General features: G+C 60.2%; 25 protein-coding genes and 3 tRNA genes. 15 read left to right on the top strand and 13 right to left on the bottom strand.

Features of this window, described 5'->3' with window-relative positions; all coding sequences use genetic code 11:
* The first annotated feature begins 78 nt into the window (after window positions 1-78).
* A complete protein-coding gene (locus tag AC1RUK_RS10035) occupies window positions 79-930 on the top strand; it encodes an alpha/beta fold hydrolase (RefSeq protein ID WP_481835741.1) in 852 nt (283 codons plus the stop codon).
* A gap of 106 nt (window positions 931-1,036) precedes the next feature.
* The gene (locus tag AC1RUK_RS10030; RefSeq protein ID WP_481835742.1) at window positions 1,037-1,702 is read left to right on the top strand and encodes an outer membrane protein; all 666 of its coding nucleotides are present in this window, start codon (window positions 1,037-1,039) and stop codon (window positions 1,700-1,702) included.
* 268 nt (window positions 1,703-1,970) lie between these two features.
* On the opposite strand, the gene AC1RUK_RS10025 is transcribed toward AC1RUK_RS10030, so the two are convergent.
* The 3 genes from AC1RUK_RS10025 to AC1RUK_RS10015 all read right to left on the bottom strand — a co-directional run bounded on the left by AC1RUK_RS10025 (window position 1,971) and on the right by AC1RUK_RS10015 (window position 2,670).
* A tRNA-Leu gene (locus tag AC1RUK_RS10025) sits at window positions 1,971-2,056 on the bottom strand.
* 83 nt (window positions 2,057-2,139) lie between these two features.
* Window positions 2,140-2,295 (bottom strand): hypothetical protein, encoded by a 156-nt coding sequence (locus tag AC1RUK_RS10020; protein ID WP_481840303.1) that lies wholly within the window; start codon window positions 2,293-2,295, stop codon window positions 2,140-2,142.
* Between the two features lie 66 nt (window positions 2,296-2,361).
* Window positions 2,362-2,670 carry a hypothetical protein gene (locus AC1RUK_RS10015; protein WP_481835743.1) on the bottom strand — a complete coding sequence of 103 codons (309 nt, stop codon included), beginning with the start codon at window positions 2,668-2,670 and terminating at the stop codon, window positions 2,362-2,364.
* Here AC1RUK_RS10015 and AC1RUK_RS10010 point away from each other — a divergent pair.
* Window positions 2,660-3,034: a laminin G domain-containing protein gene (locus tag AC1RUK_RS10010; protein ID WP_481835744.1), complete on the top strand. Its 375-nt coding sequence runs from the start codon at window positions 2,660-2,662 to the stop codon at window positions 3,032-3,034. The two genes, AC1RUK_RS10015 and AC1RUK_RS10010, sit on opposite strands and share 11 nt — an antisense overlap.
* A gap of 288 nt (window positions 3,035-3,322) precedes the next feature.
* Here the strand turns inward: AC1RUK_RS10010 and AC1RUK_RS10005 are convergent, their stop codons facing one another.
* Window positions 3,323-4,483: an acyltransferase family protein gene (locus tag AC1RUK_RS10005; protein WP_481835745.1), complete on the bottom strand. Its 1,161-nt coding sequence runs from the start codon at window positions 4,481-4,483 to the stop codon at window positions 3,323-3,325.
* A gap of 77 nt (window positions 4,484-4,560) precedes the next feature.
* Here AC1RUK_RS10005 and AC1RUK_RS10000 point away from each other — a divergent pair, with 77 nt between their 5' ends.
* The 4 genes from AC1RUK_RS10000 to AC1RUK_RS09985 all read left to right on the top strand — a co-directional run bounded on the left by AC1RUK_RS10000 (window position 4,561) and on the right by AC1RUK_RS09985 (window position 6,307).
* Window positions 4,561-4,764 (top strand): hypothetical protein, encoded by a 204-nt coding sequence (locus AC1RUK_RS10000; RefSeq protein ID WP_481835746.1) that lies wholly within the window; start codon window positions 4,561-4,563, stop codon window positions 4,762-4,764.
* Between the two features lie 316 nt (window positions 4,765-5,080).
* Complete coding sequence (locus AC1RUK_RS09995) at window positions 5,081-5,383, top strand: hypothetical protein (RefSeq protein ID WP_481835747.1); 303 nt, start codon at window positions 5,081-5,083, stop codon at window positions 5,381-5,383.
* Window positions 5,384-5,842: 459 nt separating this feature from the next.
* On the top strand, window positions 5,843-6,016 hold the full coding sequence (locus tag AC1RUK_RS09990) for a hypothetical protein (RefSeq protein ID WP_481835748.1): 174 nt from the start codon (window positions 5,843-5,845) through the stop codon (window positions 6,014-6,016).
* Between the two features lie 75 nt (window positions 6,017-6,091).
* Window positions 6,092-6,307, top strand: coding sequence for a hypothetical protein (locus AC1RUK_RS09985; RefSeq protein ID WP_436174863.1), 216 nt, complete (start codon window positions 6,092-6,094; stop codon window positions 6,305-6,307).
* Between the two features lie 228 nt (window positions 6,308-6,535).
* Here AC1RUK_RS09985 and AC1RUK_RS09980 read toward each other — a convergent pair whose 3' ends face one another.
* Window positions 6,536-6,874 carry a hypothetical protein gene (locus tag AC1RUK_RS09980; RefSeq protein ID WP_481835749.1) on the bottom strand — a complete coding sequence of 113 codons (339 nt, stop codon included), beginning with the start codon at window positions 6,872-6,874 and terminating at the stop codon, window positions 6,536-6,538.
* Between the two features lie 127 nt (window positions 6,875-7,001).
* Window positions 7,002-7,223 carry a helix-turn-helix domain-containing protein gene (locus tag AC1RUK_RS09975; RefSeq protein WP_481835750.1) on the bottom strand — a complete coding sequence of 74 codons (222 nt, stop codon included), beginning with the start codon at window positions 7,221-7,223 and terminating at the stop codon, window positions 7,002-7,004.
* Window positions 7,224-7,326: 103 nt separating this feature from the next.
* Here AC1RUK_RS09975 and AC1RUK_RS09970 point away from each other — a divergent pair, with 103 nt between their 5' ends.
* The 3 genes from AC1RUK_RS09970 to AC1RUK_RS09960 are packed head-to-tail and all read left to right on the top strand — an operon-like array spanning window position 7,327 to window position 8,343.
* A complete protein-coding gene (locus AC1RUK_RS09970; protein WP_481835751.1) occupies window positions 7,327-7,521 on the top strand; it encodes a hypothetical protein in 195 nt (64 codons plus the stop codon).
* Window positions 7,518-7,688, top strand: a complete 171-nt coding sequence (locus tag AC1RUK_RS09965) for a hypothetical protein (RefSeq protein WP_481835752.1) — start codon at window positions 7,518-7,520, stop codon at window positions 7,686-7,688. The genes AC1RUK_RS09970 and AC1RUK_RS09965 overlap by 4 nt, the downstream gene beginning before the upstream one ends.
* The gene (locus AC1RUK_RS09960) at window positions 7,672-8,343 is read left to right on the top strand and encodes a hypothetical protein (protein ID WP_481835753.1); all 672 of its coding nucleotides are present in this window, start codon (window positions 7,672-7,674) and stop codon (window positions 8,341-8,343) included. Before AC1RUK_RS09965 ends, AC1RUK_RS09960 begins: the two co-directional genes overlap by 17 nt.
* Before the next feature lie 13 nt (window positions 8,344-8,356).
* Here the strand turns inward: AC1RUK_RS09960 and AC1RUK_RS09955 are convergent.
* A tRNA-Gly gene (locus tag AC1RUK_RS09955) sits at window positions 8,357-8,430 on the bottom strand.
* A gap of 662 nt (window positions 8,431-9,092) precedes the next feature.
* Between AC1RUK_RS09955 and AC1RUK_RS09950 the strand changes: the two genes are divergently transcribed.
* A complete protein-coding gene (locus AC1RUK_RS09950; protein ID WP_436171929.1) occupies window positions 9,093-9,383 on the top strand; it encodes an HdeA/HdeB family chaperone in 291 nt (96 codons plus the stop codon).
* Window positions 9,384-9,796: 413 nt separating this feature from the next.
* Here the strand turns inward: AC1RUK_RS09950 and AC1RUK_RS09945 are convergent.
* The 4 genes from AC1RUK_RS09945 to AC1RUK_RS09930 form a co-directional block, all read right to left on the bottom strand.
* Window positions 9,797-9,882: transfer RNA gene (locus tag AC1RUK_RS09945), tRNA-Leu, on the bottom strand.
* A 152-nt stretch (window positions 9,883-10,034) separates the two neighbouring features.
* Window positions 10,035-10,283, bottom strand: coding sequence for a hypothetical protein (locus AC1RUK_RS09940; RefSeq protein WP_481835754.1), 249 nt, complete (start codon window positions 10,281-10,283; stop codon window positions 10,035-10,037).
* A 215-nt stretch (window positions 10,284-10,498) separates the two neighbouring features.
* Complete coding sequence (locus tag AC1RUK_RS09935) at window positions 10,499-11,077, bottom strand: NUDIX domain-containing protein (protein WP_481835755.1); 579 nt, start codon at window positions 11,075-11,077, stop codon at window positions 10,499-10,501.
* Window positions 11,078-11,200: 123 nt separating this feature from the next.
* Entirely contained in the window at window positions 11,201-11,758 is a 558-nt protein-coding gene (locus AC1RUK_RS09930; protein WP_481835756.1) for a hypothetical protein, read from the bottom strand.
* Between the two features lie 306 nt (window positions 11,759-12,064).
* On the opposite strand from AC1RUK_RS09930, the gene AC1RUK_RS09925 reads away from it, so the two are divergent.
* Together AC1RUK_RS09925 and AC1RUK_RS09920 are read left to right on the top strand one after the other, a co-directional pair.
* On the top strand, window positions 12,065-12,343 hold the full coding sequence (locus AC1RUK_RS09925) for a DUF982 domain-containing protein (RefSeq protein WP_120017346.1): 279 nt from the start codon (window positions 12,065-12,067) through the stop codon (window positions 12,341-12,343).
* A 31-nt stretch (window positions 12,344-12,374) separates the two neighbouring features.
* The gene (locus AC1RUK_RS09920) at window positions 12,375-12,614 is read left to right on the top strand and encodes a DUF2188 domain-containing protein (protein WP_006200877.1); all 240 of its coding nucleotides are present in this window, start codon (window positions 12,375-12,377) and stop codon (window positions 12,612-12,614) included.
* An 86-nt stretch (window positions 12,615-12,700) separates the two neighbouring features.
* Here AC1RUK_RS09920 and AC1RUK_RS09915 read toward each other — a convergent pair whose 3' ends face one another.
* Together AC1RUK_RS09915 and AC1RUK_RS09910 are read right to left on the bottom strand one after the other, a co-directional pair.
* Entirely contained in the window at window positions 12,701-12,991 is a 291-nt protein-coding gene (locus AC1RUK_RS09915; protein ID WP_481835757.1) for a hypothetical protein, read from the bottom strand.
* A gap of 159 nt (window positions 12,992-13,150) precedes the next feature.
* Entirely contained in the window at window positions 13,151-14,146 is a 996-nt protein-coding gene (locus AC1RUK_RS09910; RefSeq protein ID WP_481835758.1) for an alpha/beta fold hydrolase, read from the bottom strand.
* A gap of 152 nt (window positions 14,147-14,298) precedes the next feature.
* Between AC1RUK_RS09910 and AC1RUK_RS09905 the strand changes: the two genes are divergently transcribed.
* Window positions 14,299-15,048, top strand: a complete 750-nt coding sequence (locus tag AC1RUK_RS09905; protein ID WP_481835759.1) for a competence/damage-inducible protein A — start codon at window positions 14,299-14,301, stop codon at window positions 15,046-15,048.
* 90 nt (window positions 15,049-15,138) lie between these two features.
* On the top strand, window positions 15,139-15,972 hold the full coding sequence (locus AC1RUK_RS09900; protein WP_481835760.1) for a universal stress protein: 834 nt from the start codon (window positions 15,139-15,141) through the stop codon (window positions 15,970-15,972).
* Window positions 15,973-16,024 lie beyond the last annotated feature (52 nt).

Raw genomic sequence — 16,024 nt, 5'->3', positions numbered from 1 at the left:
CCGCCGGGTAGACCCGAGCTTGTTGACTAATGTGGTTAGAACGCAATGCTGACTGCGAACCGACCGTAAGAGGGAACCATGATCCGTTTCTGGAAAGCGTTCGCCATCGTCATCTTGTTCACAGCCTCAACCGCTTTTGCCGTCGCCGAGGAACGTTGGCAGACCTTGCCGGAGCCGGCGGCCATGCCCAAGCCTGATCAAAGCGGATATGCGCCGGTCAATGGCATCCAGATGTACTACGCCGTTTTCGGCGCGGGCGACCCGGTGCTGCTGATCCATGGCGGCCTCGGCCACGCCGACATCTGGGCCAGCCAGGTGGCGACACTTTCCAAAACCCACAAGGTGATCGTCGCCGACAGCCGTGGCCACGGCCGCTCGACCCGTACCGAACAGCCTTATGGCTACGATTTGATGGCGTCGGACTATCTGGCGCTGCTCGACTACCTGAAGATCGACAAGACCGCGCTTGTCGGCTGGAGCGATGGCGGCATTATCGGTATCGACATCGCGCTGCATCATCCGGAACGGCTGACGAGGCTCTTTGCACAAGCCGCCAACGTTACCACCGATGGCCTCGATCCGGGCGTGATGACCAACAAGACCTTTGCCGCCTACATCGACCGCTCCGGCCGCGACTACAAGAAGATGTCCAAGACCCCGGACCAGTATGATGCCTTCGTGGCGCAGCTCAGCCACATGTGGGAGACGGAGCCGGCGTGGACCAAGGAACAGCTCGGCAAGATAACCACGCCCACGGCGATCGTCGCCGGCGATCACGACGAGGCGATAAAGCGCGAGCATACCGAATACATGGCCTCCGCCATTCCGGGCGCCAAGCTCATCATCCTGCCCAACGCCAGTCATTTCGCCATGCTGCAAGCGCCGGATGAATATAGCCAGGCGGCGCAGGATTTCATCGACGCCAAATAGGCACTCTTGTGCGCGACGGGCGGATTTGCAAAGGGATTCCGTTTTGCGGCGAATAAGGTTACCCTGCAACCTAGGGATCTTCTGAACCGCCATTTCGGAGAACTCGATGCGTCGTCTGACGCTTGCCAGTGCCGGCTTTCTTGCCCTCATGTGCGGGTCGGCTTTCGCCGCGGACATGGGCGCCGAACTGCCGATGACGGCGCCAGGCTTCGACTGGACGGGCTACTATGCCGGTCTGCAGGCCGGCTATGGCTGGGGCAGCTCCGACATATCCGGAACGGAAGGCGAGCCATTAACGGCCTCGCCCGACCTCGACGGAGGCTTCATTGGCGGTCATGTCGCCGGCCTCTGGCAGTTCGACCAGGCGGTGGTCGGCGCCATGGCCGAACTCAACTACTCTTCCATTGACGGCTCGACTGAACTCGGCCCTGGAAACACATTCGGCACCGACATCAAGTGGCTCGGATCGGTAAACGCCAAGGCCGGCTACGCCATTGACCGCTTCCTGCTCTACGGTGTTGGCGGCATCGCCTTTGCCGGCATCGAAACGTCGCAGAACGCAGCCACGTCATTCGCCACGACGCGCACGAGTGTCGGCTGGACCGTTGGTGCCGGCGTCGACTACGCGCTGACCGACCAATTCGTCGTCGGCGCCCAGTATCGCTACTATGATTTCCGCTCCGAGCACTTTGACGCGCCGGACGCCTTTGCCGACCGCGATCAGAATGTGAAGCTTAACACCGTCGGCATCAACTTGAGCTACAAGTTCTGAGCGCGGCCGCAGCCGCAATACCAGACACAGAATTCAAAGCAGCCTGAGCCGCGACGTACGACGGCAGCGGCCCGACAGTCCGTTGGGGTGAGATTGACCGACTGCCGGGCCTAACCGGCTTGGGGGGCAAGCCGGCTGGGCCAAGCGTAATATTAGCAACCGCGCAACAAAACCCCGACTTGGCGTTTTCCCCTTGTTATGCGCATCCATGTGCAGCGCGCATGAACTCGCTTCCAGAGTCCGACCATTGGGGCTAACCGCCAAGAATTGGTGCGGACGACGGGAATCGAACCCGTACGATCAGAGATCGAGGGATTTTAAGTCCCTTGCGTCTACCAATTCCGCCACGTCCGCGCGCCGCGATTACAAGCACTTAAGCGAAAACAGGTCCAGCCATATGAGCGCAATTGGCACCGGATTGGCACCGAAAGGTCGGATTACTGTTCTGCGCCCGTTCTCATCGCAGCTTCGATCGCCGCTGCAGCGCCTTCGTCCGACCTCTTGAACAGGTGGGCGTAGACCGACAGCGTGACCACGGGTGACGCATGCCCCAGACGACGGCTGATTGCAACCACGTCGAGACCGCTGGCGATCAGTGCGGAAGCGTGAGTGTGCCGTAGGTCGTGAAAACGAACCTTAGGAAACTCGTTGATCCGTCATCACCCACTATTTTCTTCTACGACGGAGAGAATGAGGTTGTTTTGACTACCAGCGGCGGCCAACCGCAGCGTCTTCGCGTGATTGCGGGCAATGGCGAGAAGCGCCAGCTCTCCGACTTCCTCACGGACCTGTTTGTCCACGGCGGTGGCTTCGATCCATCTGAGATCGTCGTTGAGAATGTTGATGATCTCATCGACGGCGCCGTGGTCGACATTACGGCCAACGTGCGTGACATCGCGCGCTCGGTTTGTAAGCCGTACTCCCATCGCAATATTCGAAAGATGAGGAGACCTAACGATGGCGATCAACTTCGCTGGCGGGACGGACCGCATTTCTTACGCAGGCACCGACTGGAATGCTTTTACAGGCTGCATTTCATTCAAGTTAAAGACCACACAGACGACGGCTATTGCCCTCCCTCTGTCAATATGGACGAGCAGTTCGCGCCATGGCGTTGCCTTCATCCTTAACAACACGGCAAACAAAATAACTGCGCAGGCGTATGATGCCAGTGATGCTCGGGTTAATATCGCCAGCACAACCAGCGTAAACGATGGCAACTGGCACACCATTGGGTTCAACTGGAATGGAGTTAACGGTGGCGCCAATGCTCTGTTCGTGGATGGCGTCTCGGAAGCCACGGCGAACTCATCAGCAAATTTGGTTCTTTGACATCCCCGGCACCCCGCTGACGCTTGGCGGTGCCCCTTCGTTCTGGGCCAGTTATGTCGGCGACATCGCCGAAGTAGCCGTGTGGGTAGGCCGACAGTTGGACGTCGCCGAGCACGAAGCGCTTGGGCTGCCCCGCAACGGCTTCTCACCCAGCAAGATCGCTCCCAGGTTCCTGAAATTCCATGCCCCGCTGGTCCGCCCGGCACGGGATCGGTGTGGCGCTACCATGACTGGTCCGACAGGGACGACTGTCAGCGATCATAGTTGTCGGGTCATTTACCCGGTGATCTAAGCCAGCGCTGGAATGGCGCGTCTGGCGGGGCGGCGAATTTCGAAGGCCAAGGTCACGGCGGTCGCAACTGTTGCCGCCAGAGCTAGGCCGACGAAAGGATTTAACCCCATCAGGTTCGCCGCCTTGATCACCGGAACGTGCGTCGCATAGAGCGGATAGGATAGCGCGCCAGCCCACATCGCCCATCGCATGCGAGGCAGGCCGAGTGTCGCTCTAACGATGAAGGGTGCCGCGACGAGCGCTGCGATCTCGAAAGTGGAATTGATCGAGGCAAGCGCCAGCGCGACCACGAACGCCGCCACCGCCCATGCTGGATGATCCCCGAGGTGTGCATCGCCATAGCGGCGGAACATCCAGATGCCGACGAGGTAGCAGGTCAGTTCGCGCGGGATCAGCCACAAGATCGATGTGATCGCCGGGCTCCAATGTGAGTGGCCTGTTACAAGGCTAGCGGCAAAAAGCAGTCCGCAGGCACCGATCAGCACCAGAAGCCGCGAGTTCGACATCTTGGCGAAGATCGTGCCGTGCAGAGCGTTGCTGATGATTTCCACAAACAGCGACCAAGCCGGGATGTTTAGGAAGAATGCCGACGTCCAGATGGCGGGGAGAAACCACAGGATCAGGAAGTAGGCCAAGGCGAACTCGACTTCGGGTCCATAGGTGGCAATCATTAGAGCCAAGCCGACGGTCGACCCGATGGCCAGGGGCAAGAAGAGCCGGCGATATCGCAAGGCGATGAAGCTTACAGTCGTCAGCCCGTTGCGCAGGCGATCTTCGTAGGTCCGCGTCATCACGAAGCCGGACAGGATGAAGAACAGGTCAACTGCGAGCGAAGGGTCCAGCGGCAGCGGCGTGAAGTGATAGGTGCGCGCCAAATGGAAAAGCGCGACCGCAATTGCCGCGACTCCGCGCAGAGCATCCAATCCGTAGAGCCGTCCCCCCATCCCGCCATATTGCTGAACCCGGTCAGAAATACAACCTGCCCGCGAGGCGTTTCGGCGGCGTAGGCCAGCGGCCGGCAGGAATGGATTGGCGCCGGCCCATACAGGCCCACGGATGCCAGCCGGTAGTGATGCCTCGCTGGCGGGGTGAACCCGTTTTTTGCGCCTACGGCTAATAGATGAGCCCGTGTCTCCAATCGATAGAATGAAGCTCATGTGGCCCGATGCTACCTTAAAGGGACGGCAACCCGGTTTTGCGGCCCAAAAAAGCCAGTTGGCTTTAGGGGTTAGATATGAGCAAAACCAGTCTCTGTGCTATCGCTATCCTCGTGATCAGTGTCGGCTATGCCGAAGCCAAGGACCATAAGGTCCCGCCGGTTTGCACCGCGTCAAGCCCACTCTTCGACGTCCTGGGTGGCAAGTGTTTTCTCGTCAAAGGTTCGATGATCTATGGCGACATCGCCGATCTTTCCCAGATAATTCACTTGGGCTGGTAGCCGATGCGTCCCGTACTTGTCGTGATTGCCTTTGTGGCCTGCCTTTTCCTATGGGACGGGCTGTTCAACAAAGGAATATACCCGGCGGCAATGGAACACAGCTTCCGAGAGGCAATGGCCGCTCTGCCGACCGGCTACAAGCGTTGAACCGCTCAAATCACTCAATTAAGACTGAGTGCCCTGATCGACCAGGGCCTAAAGGGTCTCCTCCCTCACCGGCCCCCATTGCACCCAAGCGCTGTTTCCTGCTTGCAAGGCTCTGCCCTTTCAGGAATATAATCCTCTCCGTTGCGGCGAACCTTCAACAGAGATCGCCATGCCCCAAAAGACCGTCGCCGAGACCCTCGCCGCCCGCGAAACCATCTACGTCAATTGCGGACACCCGATGTGCTGCAAATCGACAAAGCTCGATATCCAGGCGCTGGTCGACAGGCTTGGACCGGATCACGGCTCCATGCATCAGGATTTGGTCGGCCTCTTTGGCTGCTCAAAATGCAAAGCCGAGGGCCGCGACCGCCGCCCGGTATTCTTCACATGCATTCCTGACTACGAAGGCCAGCAGGAGGAGCGCAACCGCGACTGGAAGCCGACGTTCGGTAAGGCCGATCGAGATCGCTAAGAAACGGGGCGAAGCCGAGGAAAGCGCTAGCGTGCTATCCCAGCTATGCGAACGCCGAGCGCTTCCAATCCGTTGTCATAAATCCGCGTCAGAACGCCTTCGGCAGCCTCAGCTCTCTGGGGTTTGCAACCGAGGAGATCGCGTCCTCCCAACCTGGCCGGCCTGTTAGTGATGCGGTCCCAAACGCCCCAGGTTCCACCGGCCTCAATGTGGCAATAGAACCTGTGTTGAGAATGTTCCATGCAGGTAAACCCCGCACATTGGTTTTGGCTCCGCCTTGTCGGCGCAAGTGGTTAATACAGCGGCGCGCTGACCGGAGCGGCCCGGCACTCGCGAGCGGGGTAGGCCAGCAAATACCGAGCCTAACCGGCGAGGCTCAGTGGCGGCACCGGCTGGTTAATATATACGCTCCTGCTAATATAATCGGAACACACCCAAATGATCTAAGCAAGGTGGAGCATGACCGAAAAGCCCGCGACAACCTACGTCGTGAGCGTGTTCGAGAAGCCGAGTTGGCGCACGGTGCTGACCACCAGAGACAAGGCCGAAGCCGAGGCGCTTGAACAGGCGATGGTGCAGGACGGAGCTAAGGCGCAGATCGAGGAGATCACGCCGAAGCCGAAGCGGCGCTGATGGCTGCTCGCTTTGCCGCCTTAAGAAATGTTCATGAAACGCGCCTAAAATACCCATCTTGGGGAGCGCTTATCATTGGCCTACAAAGACCCTCCGCGGCAGGATGCTTATCGCCTTGAGCGCGTCGACGGCGAAACGGTGGAAGGCATAGCCATCTTTTACACGACGGCCGAAGCGCACGAGGTCATCAATCATCTGGACCGGCGCTACCGCTTGATGCTGGGCGACAGGCAGATATGGCCTCCTGATGATGGCAATCGTCACAATGAGACACCACTTTTGGACGACTAGCATGAGCGCTGTCGCAATCGACCGGATATATCTTTCAGCCGACGGAACGTTTGTACCCGCCCGCTGTTATCACCATGATCCCCGCATAGGGATCATAAAGGGCCTTGCCCCTCTTGGCCCTAGTTTGAGTCCGCTGTCTCCCGGAAGTGTCCAGTTGCGCAACGTTCGCGCTTTGGAGCCGTCGACAGCGGACCCGACGCATTTCAATGATCCTCTAGAAGAAGTCAGCTAGGTCGTTGGGTTTTCGCGGACGACCGCTGGTCTGCCCCTTCGATCTGATCCTGGCAAGATATTGTCGCCCACCAGACGGTCATCGGACGATAGTTTGGGCGGTATGAAAGGACCGGTTGCGCCGATCTCGCCTAGCCAATCTTCATAGCCATCGTTCATCTTGGCTTTCAGAGCGTCAGGCTCAATTACCCCGGATTGGAACAGGCTCATAAGCCACCGCCCGAAGTGTTCCCTTGCCGGGTGCCATTCGGGGATTCCTGCTTCGTCGCAGTAGCCTTTGAGTACGGCAGCGAGCATTGAAAGCTGCTTGGAATCGATTGAAGTGTCGTGTGACATTCACTTTTCCCTTATTATGGGCGAAAGCGTGATCGACTCTTCCAAGCGCCAGCGCCCGTTCTGTTGGCTGGCGACGATCCTTCTGTACGCTTCCGGACGAACTTAGCGAGTCAAATCCGCGCGTCTTTCATTTCCTCAACCTCACCCCAGCGCCGCCGCCATTCTCGGGGATGAACTCGACGCCAGCCCCTTCGAGGGTACGGCGGATGGCTTCGACCGTGCTTTCTCGCATTGCTTCGCCGCGCTCAAGACGAGCAATTGTGTTGGGTGAAACGTCGGCTTTCACCGCCAATTCTCGCACGCCGAGGCCAATTGCCGCTCTCGCCATTTTGCACTGCGCAGCGTTCATTTAGTAACCCTGTTACTTTTTAGCTTGATGTGAATCAGATCCTGAAGCTATAGTAACCCTGTTACTAAACATGCTCAAGGAGCAACTATAATGCCGAACACCCATGTTCCGGCAGCCGGCGAAGCTATGCCCGCTGCCAAGCCGATGGCCGCTGCGGCGCTGCGGCGCTGCGGCGCTGCGGATCGCGCGCGACGCCGCCTTTATCGCAACTGCAATGTCATTGATCGACGGCGGCGCGGAATATCGCGTCCAGATCGATCATGAGGCCGGGTTTGTTTTCGTGGTGAGGCAGTCATGACCTACGCCGCCATAGCCATGCTGCTGGCCGCAGGGGCGCTCCGCACGCGTCTTGGACGCGTAACCTTAGCCTTCGTCCTCCTGAAGGCGTCCAACGCCCTGCACGACGCCGGTGGCCGCGTGCTCGACAATCTCGAGGAGGACGTCCGCCATGACAACCACGGTTGACATCGCCCTGACGGGCAAGGGGCAGCGCTACGCCGCCGAAATGTCCGCCGTGGCGGACACGACAACAACTGTTGACACCGGCCAAAAGTCAAACGCGTTTGACATTCTGACCCTGCAGGTCGACCGCACCAGTCGGAAGGCGCTGGCAACCTCGATCGAGGCGCTGATCGACATGCTCGACGACATCAGCCCGGATCCAGACCTAGAGGAGACGGCCGACGACGAACCGTCCCTCGGCTGGACCTCGAATGGTCCGCAGGCCACGAGCAATCTATTCCTCGATGGCAGGGGCAGTGCCTACGACGACCGCGAGGAAGAAAACGAGCATGGAGGCGACATCAACGACGAGCCTCAAGCCGGCGCCGACGGGCGGACGTGGGAGGATGATGAGCACTCGCTCGGCTGGACCGTGACCGCTTCGCTAACGGGCGACCTGAAGTGCTTTGGTAGCGAGGGCGATCTAGAACTCGAACTAGGCACGACGGAGCATGTCGACCAGCGCAAGGCCGTCATTCTCGTTGAGGGCACTTGGAACACTCCAGACGGCGAGCCGGATCTAGGCTGGGGCAACAACCCCGGCAAAGGCTATCAGGTCGGCGACACCGGCGACGACCGCAAAGGCGACGATGAGCGGGAGCAGCCAGACCACTACTGAAGCAAGAAAAAATTGGTGCACTCGGCAGGGCTCGAACCTGCATCTGCCCGGGAGGTCCCGCTCTGTCCTAGATTGAGCTACGAGCGCCAACTTCGGCAGGCTAAAAGAACAGGGTCGTTCGAACAATTTAGAGATTGGGGGTAACCGACACATGCATTGGAATTAGGGGCAAGGTTCGATTGAGTGCCACTTTCGCCCGCTGCCTCACGGTGGCGGGCTTTCTTATTTTGTGGCAGAAAAGTCACGCAGATTGAATATGCAGAGCTTCAACCGGCGCGCGCTTATTATCCAGCTAAGTGAGGCGTACCGTTGTGTTCACGGGCAAAGGGGACGCGCCCGACACTCCTCCCGAACTAGCGCCCGCTGCCTCATGGTGGCGGGCCTTTTCGCGTCAGGATGAGGGAATCCTGCTACAATCCCCTATGGCCGCTCGAATAGTGGTTGTCCTGGCGCTGCTTTTCGCCTTCGCTTACGGATTCGCAAAACTTGTGGAGCGTTATGGCGGCGTTGGCGGTCGGCTTTCTCCGTGTGAGGAATGGTCAAATCCTGATTGCCCAGAGCCGAACACGCCGCCTGCGGAGCCCAAGCCTAAAGCCTTCCTGAGCCTCACACCCGCGCCGGCGATGGTGGAGGTTTTCGTCTCTCGGCCGTAGCGTCGCCCCAGATGGCGGTGAGCGTCATATTTCCAACAGAACACGCGTGTTTATTGGCTAGGCCAAGGCGGGGGCTTTTTGGGAGGAGACCTCACCATGAAACGCCATTTTCCAATTGCACTCGCAGTTGCAAGTGTCGTCTTGGCCGGCCAAGCAACGGCCAAGGAAGTGGACATGTCGAAGCTCACCTGCAAGGAAGTCGGAGCCATGTCGGCTCGCAAGACTGTTGCCGTCGCCATGTGGATGAACGGCTATGTCCATGGCAAGGCAGGCAACACCATGGTGGATGGTGACAAGGCGGAGGCCAATGCAGCCAAGGTCGCGGCCTATTGCAAAAAGAACCATTCTGCCACGCTGGCGAGCGCGATAGAGGAGCTCGCCAAGTAGATCGATAATTCGGACTACAGACTGACGCGGCGGAAAACTCTTCCGCCAGCGAGCATCCTTATTTGAGTTTTTCGGCCGCAGCGTTGGCCTTTACCCGATTGCCCTTCGTGTCCTTGATGATTTTGAGGGCTTGGTCCTTTGTGATGGTGTGCTTCCTAGCGAAGTAATTCACCTCGTACGGCTTTTACAGAAACCCGCGCCCGATCCTGCTTGCCGCGTTTCGATTTGTCGTCTGCCACTGCTCTCTCCCATGTCGCGTCCATGTCGCGTGGACTTGCCGATAGTTGCAGGAAAGAATTGGCACCGCAATTGGCACCGGACGGGAGGGAGGATACCCCCACGGCTACCCAAGTGGGTTTTCTCTTGGGTATCCAGCAAACCCATAAATTGTAAATTAATGTTTGATTTCAACGTGGTGCGGACGACGGGAATCGAACCCGTACGATCAGAGATCGAGGGATTTTAAGTCCCTTGCGTCTACCAATTCCGCCACGTCCGCGCCCGTTGCTTTTCGGGGCTTCGCGCCAAAACGTCAACCGCCTCTGTGCAGGCACAAGAATGCGTCACCTCCTGAACATGGGCTCCGGAGGTCGCAATAGGCTTACAGCCGAGGCTCAGCTGGTGCGCTGACGATCGATCGGGATGATCTGTTCAGCACTTGGGAGCAGGAGCATTCGCGTCCTGGCTGCTCGCCGTCGTGCTGTTTGCCTGCTGGCCGGTCGGGCATTCCTTCGCGGGCGCAGCCGTTGTGCCCCCCGTTGTCGTCGGGTCGAGCTTCATCCCGCCGGCCGCGCCGTAATTGACCTTGATCTCTTTGGTGGCGTTGGGGGTGGCCGTTTGCGCCAGGGCAAAGCCTGCCGACAGCGCCAGTACCAGTGATGTGAGCATGAACCGTTGCATGGAACTACTCCTTACTTTTGCAGGCGCCCTGCGACAGGCGCCTCCATGCCTGCCGCCAACATCCTCCTGTCCCGGAGCCGACGGCTTGGTTAACAGTATATTAGCAAATTCGCAGATTGTAACGAGCCTTTGGTGATCCCGGGACGGCAAGGTCCGGCGCAGCGCCTCGGTATCCAGGCGCCAGACGCACTCATGCGCTGGAATAGCCCGTCGTTTCAGGCCGGAATCGGATACAATTTCAGGTGCTGGATGAGGATGATCGTCTTGGCATCGACGATGCGGCCGTCGGCAATGCCGGCGAGTGCATCGTCGAGGGTCATTTCCAGGACCTCGATGTCCTCGCCTTCCTCCGGCGCGCCGCCGCCGGCCGAGATGCGGTCGGCGGGCGTGTAGCGGGCAATGAAGAACCAAAGCCGTTCGGTCACGCTGCCGGGGCTCATATAGGGCGAAAACAACCGCTCGACGTCTTTCAGCCGGTAGCCGAGTTCCTCCTCCGCCTCCTTGCGGATGCAGGTTTCCGGGTCGTTTTCGTCGAGCAGGCCGGCGCAAGCCTCGATTAGCGGCTCGCGATGGCCGGTGACATAGGCCGGATAGCGGAATTGCCGCACCAGCAGCACCGTCGAGCGCTCGGGGTCAAACGGCAGGATCACCGCGCCGTCGCCGCGATCGTAGGTCTGGCGGACCTGCGTCTCCCACTGCCCGTCGCGGCGGCGATAGTCGAGGACAGTCTTCTTCAGAACCGCCCAGTCATCGGAAAGCACTTCCTCCGAACGGATGCGAATGCGGTCTTCCATGATGAACTCCGATAACCAGCGTGCTCTCGCACGAGGCGTAGCCGCGAACCGCCATTCATGCAATCCAGGCAGCGATTGGTCTGGATCAGCGATAAAGGCCCTGACGGGCGCACTTGGCGGGCATCAGCGCTCCGGCGGAATTGGCCGAATCTCCTTCAGGTAGCGCTGGATGGGTGCAAGCCCCTCAAGGGGCGGCATTTCTCTCATCATCTCGTCGGGCTCGCACCAAGGATAAGGCAGCTTTGTAATCCAGCCCATGATCCGGTCGAGTTCATCTGCAGGGAATATCTGCATCTCATCTATGGTGATGACTAGCTTTTCGACCTTGCACGGCGCATTCCGCGTAAAATACCAGTCGTAGCGCCCGCTCCCGACCCGAACTGGACCATTGTTCTTGCCCGACATGCCGACCAGCCAATGGCAGGGAAAATGGCGCCGGTTGGCCTCCGTTGGTTGCGCTAGGCAGAAGGTGTAGACGTTCTCGAAATCATTCGCGAAACCACGACTGAGAATCTCTTCGATCGCGGCCACGCCGTCGGCCGAACTTGGAAAGGAGATGGCTTCGGTCTTCACGACCATTTCCAGATGCACGTCTTCAGTAAAGGCGCGCCGCATCAAGAATGGACGGTTCCCATCCTTCGCATAGAAGTATGTGTTAACGGCTTCGAACGGGCCCGGCATTGGGTCTCTCTCCGACTTCAAGACTAGTCTCATTGCCTGTTTCGCGCCAGAGAAGCGCTGGCCCGCGCTGAGGATGGCGCGCGGCGGCCACCCTCGGCGAGGAAATCCACCCGGCGTCGAAGCTTGCCCGCTCGATGGCGACGATGCGGCACTGGATGAAGGCGGCGGTTGATCGACTTCATCGACAACGGGTTGACCGGCTTCGTCGACAACGGGCTGACAACACCAAGATTTCGGCTGCTGAGACGTTTGGGCGCACGCTGAAGACACGGTTGCAACCAAATTGGCTGCTTTGCGTTGGCGGCCATGATGGACAGCAAACCTTTTGAAAAGCCGGTGGTGGTCGAACTCGGCCATGTCGGCAAATATCGCCAGATCCGCAGCACCCGGGAAGCCGCTGAGTGCCTGATGACGGTGTGGCCGCTCAACCGCGGCCCCCGGCATCGTGATGCGCTCGACACTTGCCTCAAAGTGCTGGAGGGATATCGTTCGACCGCGGATGCGCGGCGGGCATTGATCGAAGCCGCCAAGGAATCGGAAGTGCTGGTTCCCGACGACAGGCTGCTCGACAGCAAGCTGCATTGAACGACGGGGGCATTTTCAACCGGAGGACTTCATGGCGAAGCTGACTTACAAGATCGTCGAGCATGATGGCGGCTGGGCCTACAAGGTCGGCTCGACCTTCTCGGAAACGTTCCCCAGTCATCAGGATGCGCTGCGCGCCGCCGAGATCGCATCGGCCGAGCAGCAGATTGCCGGCACCACGGACGGCATCCAGTATGAGGACGCCGACGGCAATTGGCATGACGAACTGGCCGACGGCCGGGATCGGCCGCAAACCGAAGTTTCCGATTAGTTTTTGATTTTGCTTGTCTCTCCGCCGGCCGGCCGTGGATGCCCGCTGGAGGCATCCTGCCGGTCAGTCAACAGCCTGCGGCCTGACTACTTGCCGCAGTATTTGTCGTTTACGCTCAGCCCGGCGTTGGCGTCGGGCCCTGCCGTGTCCGACGCGCATGGTCCAAGCGGACCGGTGTTGCCCAGGCTGTTCAGGCCCGGATTGCCAGCGCCGGCGTTGACGCTGCTTGTGGTGTTCGGATCAACGGTCGTCGACTGTTCGCTCGTGGCAGCAGGGCGATGGCGGGTGTGCGATGCATAGACATCACTGGATTGCGCCATCGCCGAGGTGGCGAGACCAGCAGTGAGGACCGCGGCCGAGAGAAGTCTGCTAAGCATGGAGATGCTCCATTTCGTCTAGGGGTTCGATTGCGTCGCTTTGCACGACAGGGCTAGAACCCATGCGCCGACTCGAAGTTCCGCGGCAAAAGCCGTTAAAGCGCTGAAACTTCGACACCTTTTTGTGAGTGATGCGTGAAGTCGCGGCCAGCCGTTCGGTCAGGCTCGATCGGCGCCCGAAAGACTCCTGACGGCAAATGCACGCTCGGCAATGCGCTTGACGAAAGCGGTGACGCGTTCCGGCTCGGCGAATTGCGGCATATGTCCAAGGCCATCGACGGCCTCGAAATCGAGCCCTTTGATCCTGTCCCGCATCGGCTCGCCATGGATAGCGATGCCTATGACGCGGTCCGTCGTGCCGAACAGGATGCCGGCTGGCATGGCGATCTCACCATAGCGCTGCGCGATGCGGCCGAGATCCTGTTCCACCGCCACGACGTCGGTCGAAGTTGCATGATAATGGGCGGGCCGCAGCCCGAGCCAGCCACCGCCTCCGATCATGTAGTCGTCGGCAACGGCTTGCGGCGCGAAGATGAATTTCATCGTCGGCTCCGCGTATTTCAAGCTTGCCGGTATCGCCACCGTATAGGCCATGACCCAGCGCACCAGGCGTGAACGAACATAGAGCAGGTCGAAACTCTGGCGCACCCTGGTTTCCAGATGCGTCAACGGCGCCAGCAGGGCGATGCCCGAAATCGTCTCGGGATGTTCCACCGCCAGGGTCAGCGCGATGGCGCCGCCGAGCGAATGCCCGACGACCAAAGGCTGTTCCAGCCCGAGCTCCTCGATGAAGCGCCGCACCAGTTGCGCCTGCTCCGGCAACCGGCCTGTCGCTCCGCTTGCCCGTAGTGAATGGCCCGAGCCCGGGCGATCGAGCGCGACAAGACGGTAACCCGGGCCGAAACGGCCGAACAGCGTGTGGCGGAAATGGTGGAGCTGCGCGCCAAGCCCGTGCAGGAAGACGATCGGCCTGCCCTCGCCTTCCTCGACATAGTGGATGCGGTTGCCGTCGATCTCGATGAACTTTCCGTGTGCCGGCACCAGCCTTTCCGCCTTCGCGGCAATCCTCCATGTCGCCAGAGCCAGGCCGGTGACCACGATCACCGCCAGCAGCAGTAGACCGCCGAACAACCACGACAGAACAGACAGAAGCATTTTTCACCCGAAGCGAACCCCCGCACCATACCTGCCGCCGGTACCGCCGCAAGCCTATCGACGCGCGATCCGTGGCGCATTGCCGCCGGCCGCCCGCCGCGCTATCTCAGGCGACCCAATCTTCCCAAGGCGACTTGTTGCCGGAGTTTCTCATGCCTGAAATCGTCACCGCCGCCATGCTTGTCATCGGCGACGAGATCCTGTCCGGCCGTACCAAGGACCGGAACATTGGCCATCTCGCCGACATCATGACCGCGATCGGCATCGACCTAAAGGAAGTGCGCATCGTTCCCGACGAGGAGGACGAGATCGTCGCCGCGGTAAATGCCGTGCGCGCCCGCTACACCTATGTCTTTACCACTGGCGGCATCGGCCCCACGCATGACGACATCACGGCGGATTCGATCTCAAAGGCCTTCGGCGTGCCGTGCGAATACGACGCCAAGGCCTATGCCATGCTCGAAGCGAGCTACGCCGCGCGCGGCATCGAATACACCGACGCACGCAAGCGCATGGCGCGCATGCCGCGCGGGGCCGACCATATCGACAATCCCGTCTCGATCGCGCCCGGCTTTCGCATCGGCAACGTCCATGTCATGGCCGGCGTGCCGTCGATCTTCCAGGCCATGCTCGACAATGTCGTGCCGACACTGAAGGCGGGCACCAAAATGCTCTCGGCCACCGTCCATTGCCCGTTCGGCGAAGGCCTGGTCGGCGGACCGCTGGGCGACATCCAGAAAGCCCATCCGGACACGATCATCGGCTCCTATCCGAAATATGGCGACGGCAAGTTCTGGACCGAACTCGTCGTCCGCGCCCGCAGCGAAGAGGCGCTGGAGGCGGCTCGCAAGGATGTCGAAGCCATGGTGGCCGGCATCGCCGGCGGCGCAACTGATCCGTGATCCCGGGGCCGTGATCGGCCCGGAACCAAGCGCGGCATTCTGACGTTTCCCCCGGGCGCACCCTGCGCCAGCAGACTTTGAGGGATTCCCATGCGCTTCAAGACCATCGTCGCGATATTGCAGAACGAACAGGATGCAGAGCGCGTGCTCGACTGCGCCATCCCGCTCGCCGACCGCTTCCAGAGCCATCTCGTCGGCATCCATGCCGAGGCGCTTCCCGTCCCCTACACGTCCGCGACGGGTTTTCCCGACACTGAGTTCCTGCAGGTCTCCGCCGAAATGAACAAGGAGCGGGCCGAGAAATTGCAGGCTCTCTTCCTCAAGCGCATCGAGGAGTCCGGCCTGTCCTTCGAATGGCGCAGCCTCGAGAGTTTTTCTGGCGACAGCGCGCTGACCGGCATCTCCAATGTCCGCGCCGCCGATCTGGTCATCGCCGCCCAGCGCGACACCGGCGGTGATCCTAGCGCCGATGTCGACACGCTGGTCTACGATGCCGGCCGGCCAGTGCTCGTCGTGCCGCATGCCGGCCCTCTTGTCACCACCTTCAAGCATGTGCTGCTCGCCTGGAACGGCAGCAAAGAAGCGGCACGCGCGGCCTTCGACGCCCTGCCATTCATCATCGAGGCCGAAAAGACGGACATACTGGTCATCGACCCGCCGGAGACGCTGGACGAGAGCCCAGACGCCGCCGGCGCCGAAATCGCCGCAGCACTTTCCAGGCACGGCGCAAACGTCAGCGTCTCGGTTCAGAAGTCGGGCGGCATTTCGGTCGATGACATCATCCAGACCAGGATCGCCGAAACCAGCGCCGACCTTCTGGTGCTCGGCGCCTACAGCCACTCCTGGCTGCGCCAGCTTCTGTTCGGCGGCGTGACGCGCACAGTGCTGCGCACAGTGCAGGTTGCGGCCTTCCTGTCGCGGTAATGCCTGTCGCCCAAAAGTGCGTAGCGGTTTTGGGATAACGACATGCACACGC

Source organism: Mesorhizobium monacense, assembly GCF_056781675.1.
The sequence above is the reverse complement of the archived record's forward strand: the minus strand, read 5'-3'. Positions and strand labels throughout refer to the sequence as shown.

Bases quoted from the DNA above. Each gene is read 5' to 3' on its own strand.
- AC1RUK_RS10035 (WP_481835741.1), top strand. From the start codon at position 79: ATGATCCGTTTCTGGAAAGCGTTCGCCATCGTCATCTTGTTCACAGCC.
- AC1RUK_RS10030 (WP_481835742.1), top strand. From the start codon at position 1,037: ATGCGTCGTCTGACGCTTGCCAGTGCCGGCTTTCTTGCCCTCATGTGC.
- AC1RUK_RS10010 (WP_481835744.1), top strand. From the start codon at position 2,660: ATGGCGATCAACTTCGCTGGCGGGACGGACCGCATTTCTTACGCAGGC.
- AC1RUK_RS10005 (WP_481835745.1), bottom strand. From the start codon at position 4,483: ATGAGCTTCATTCTATCGATTGGAGACACGGGCTCATCTATTAGCCGT.
- AC1RUK_RS10000 (WP_481835746.1), top strand. From the start codon at position 4,561: ATGAGCAAAACCAGTCTCTGTGCTATCGCTATCCTCGTGATCAGTGTC.
- AC1RUK_RS09995 (WP_481835747.1), top strand. From the start codon at position 5,081: ATGCCCCAAAAGACCGTCGCCGAGACCCTCGCCGCCCGCGAAACCATC.
- AC1RUK_RS09990 (WP_481835748.1), top strand. From the start codon at position 5,843: ATGACCGAAAAGCCCGCGACAACCTACGTCGTGAGCGTGTTCGAGAAG.
- AC1RUK_RS09980 (WP_481835749.1), bottom strand. From the start codon at position 6,874: ATGTCACACGACACTTCAATCGATTCCAAGCAGCTTTCAATGCTCGCT.
- AC1RUK_RS09975 (WP_481835750.1), bottom strand. From the start codon at position 7,223: ATGAACGCTGCGCAGTGCAAAATGGCGAGAGCGGCAATTGGCCTCGGC.
- AC1RUK_RS09970 (WP_481835751.1), top strand. From the start codon at position 7,327: ATGTTCCGGCAGCCGGCGAAGCTATGCCCGCTGCCAAGCCGATGGCCG.
- AC1RUK_RS09965 (WP_481835752.1), top strand. From the start codon at position 7,518: ATGACCTACGCCGCCATAGCCATGCTGCTGGCCGCAGGGGCGCTCCGC.
- AC1RUK_RS09960 (WP_481835753.1), top strand. From the start codon at position 7,672: ATGACAACCACGGTTGACATCGCCCTGACGGGCAAGGGGCAGCGCTAC.
- AC1RUK_RS09950 (WP_436171929.1), top strand. From the start codon at position 9,093: ATGAAACGCCATTTTCCAATTGCACTCGCAGTTGCAAGTGTCGTCTTG.
- AC1RUK_RS09940 (WP_481835754.1), bottom strand. From the start codon at position 10,283: ATGCAACGGTTCATGCTCACATCACTGGTACTGGCGCTGTCGGCAGGC.
- AC1RUK_RS09935 (WP_481835755.1), bottom strand. From the start codon at position 11,077: ATGGAAGACCGCATTCGCATCCGTTCGGAGGAAGTGCTTTCCGATGAC.
- AC1RUK_RS09930 (WP_481835756.1), bottom strand. From the start codon at position 11,758: ATGCCGGGCCCGTTCGAAGCCGTTAACACATACTTCTATGCGAAGGAT.
- AC1RUK_RS09925 (WP_120017346.1), top strand. From the start codon at position 12,065: ATGATGGACAGCAAACCTTTTGAAAAGCCGGTGGTGGTCGAACTCGGC.
- AC1RUK_RS09920 (WP_006200877.1), top strand. From the start codon at position 12,375: ATGGCGAAGCTGACTTACAAGATCGTCGAGCATGATGGCGGCTGGGCC.
- AC1RUK_RS09915 (WP_481835757.1), bottom strand. From the start codon at position 12,991: ATGCTTAGCAGACTTCTCTCGGCCGCGGTCCTCACTGCTGGTCTCGCC.
- AC1RUK_RS09910 (WP_481835758.1), bottom strand. From the start codon at position 14,146: ATGCTTCTGTCTGTTCTGTCGTGGTTGTTCGGCGGTCTACTGCTGCTG.
- AC1RUK_RS09905 (WP_481835759.1), top strand. From the start codon at position 14,299: ATGCCTGAAATCGTCACCGCCGCCATGCTTGTCATCGGCGACGAGATC.
- AC1RUK_RS09900 (WP_481835760.1), top strand. From the start codon at position 15,139: ATGCGCTTCAAGACCATCGTCGCGATATTGCAGAACGAACAGGATGCA.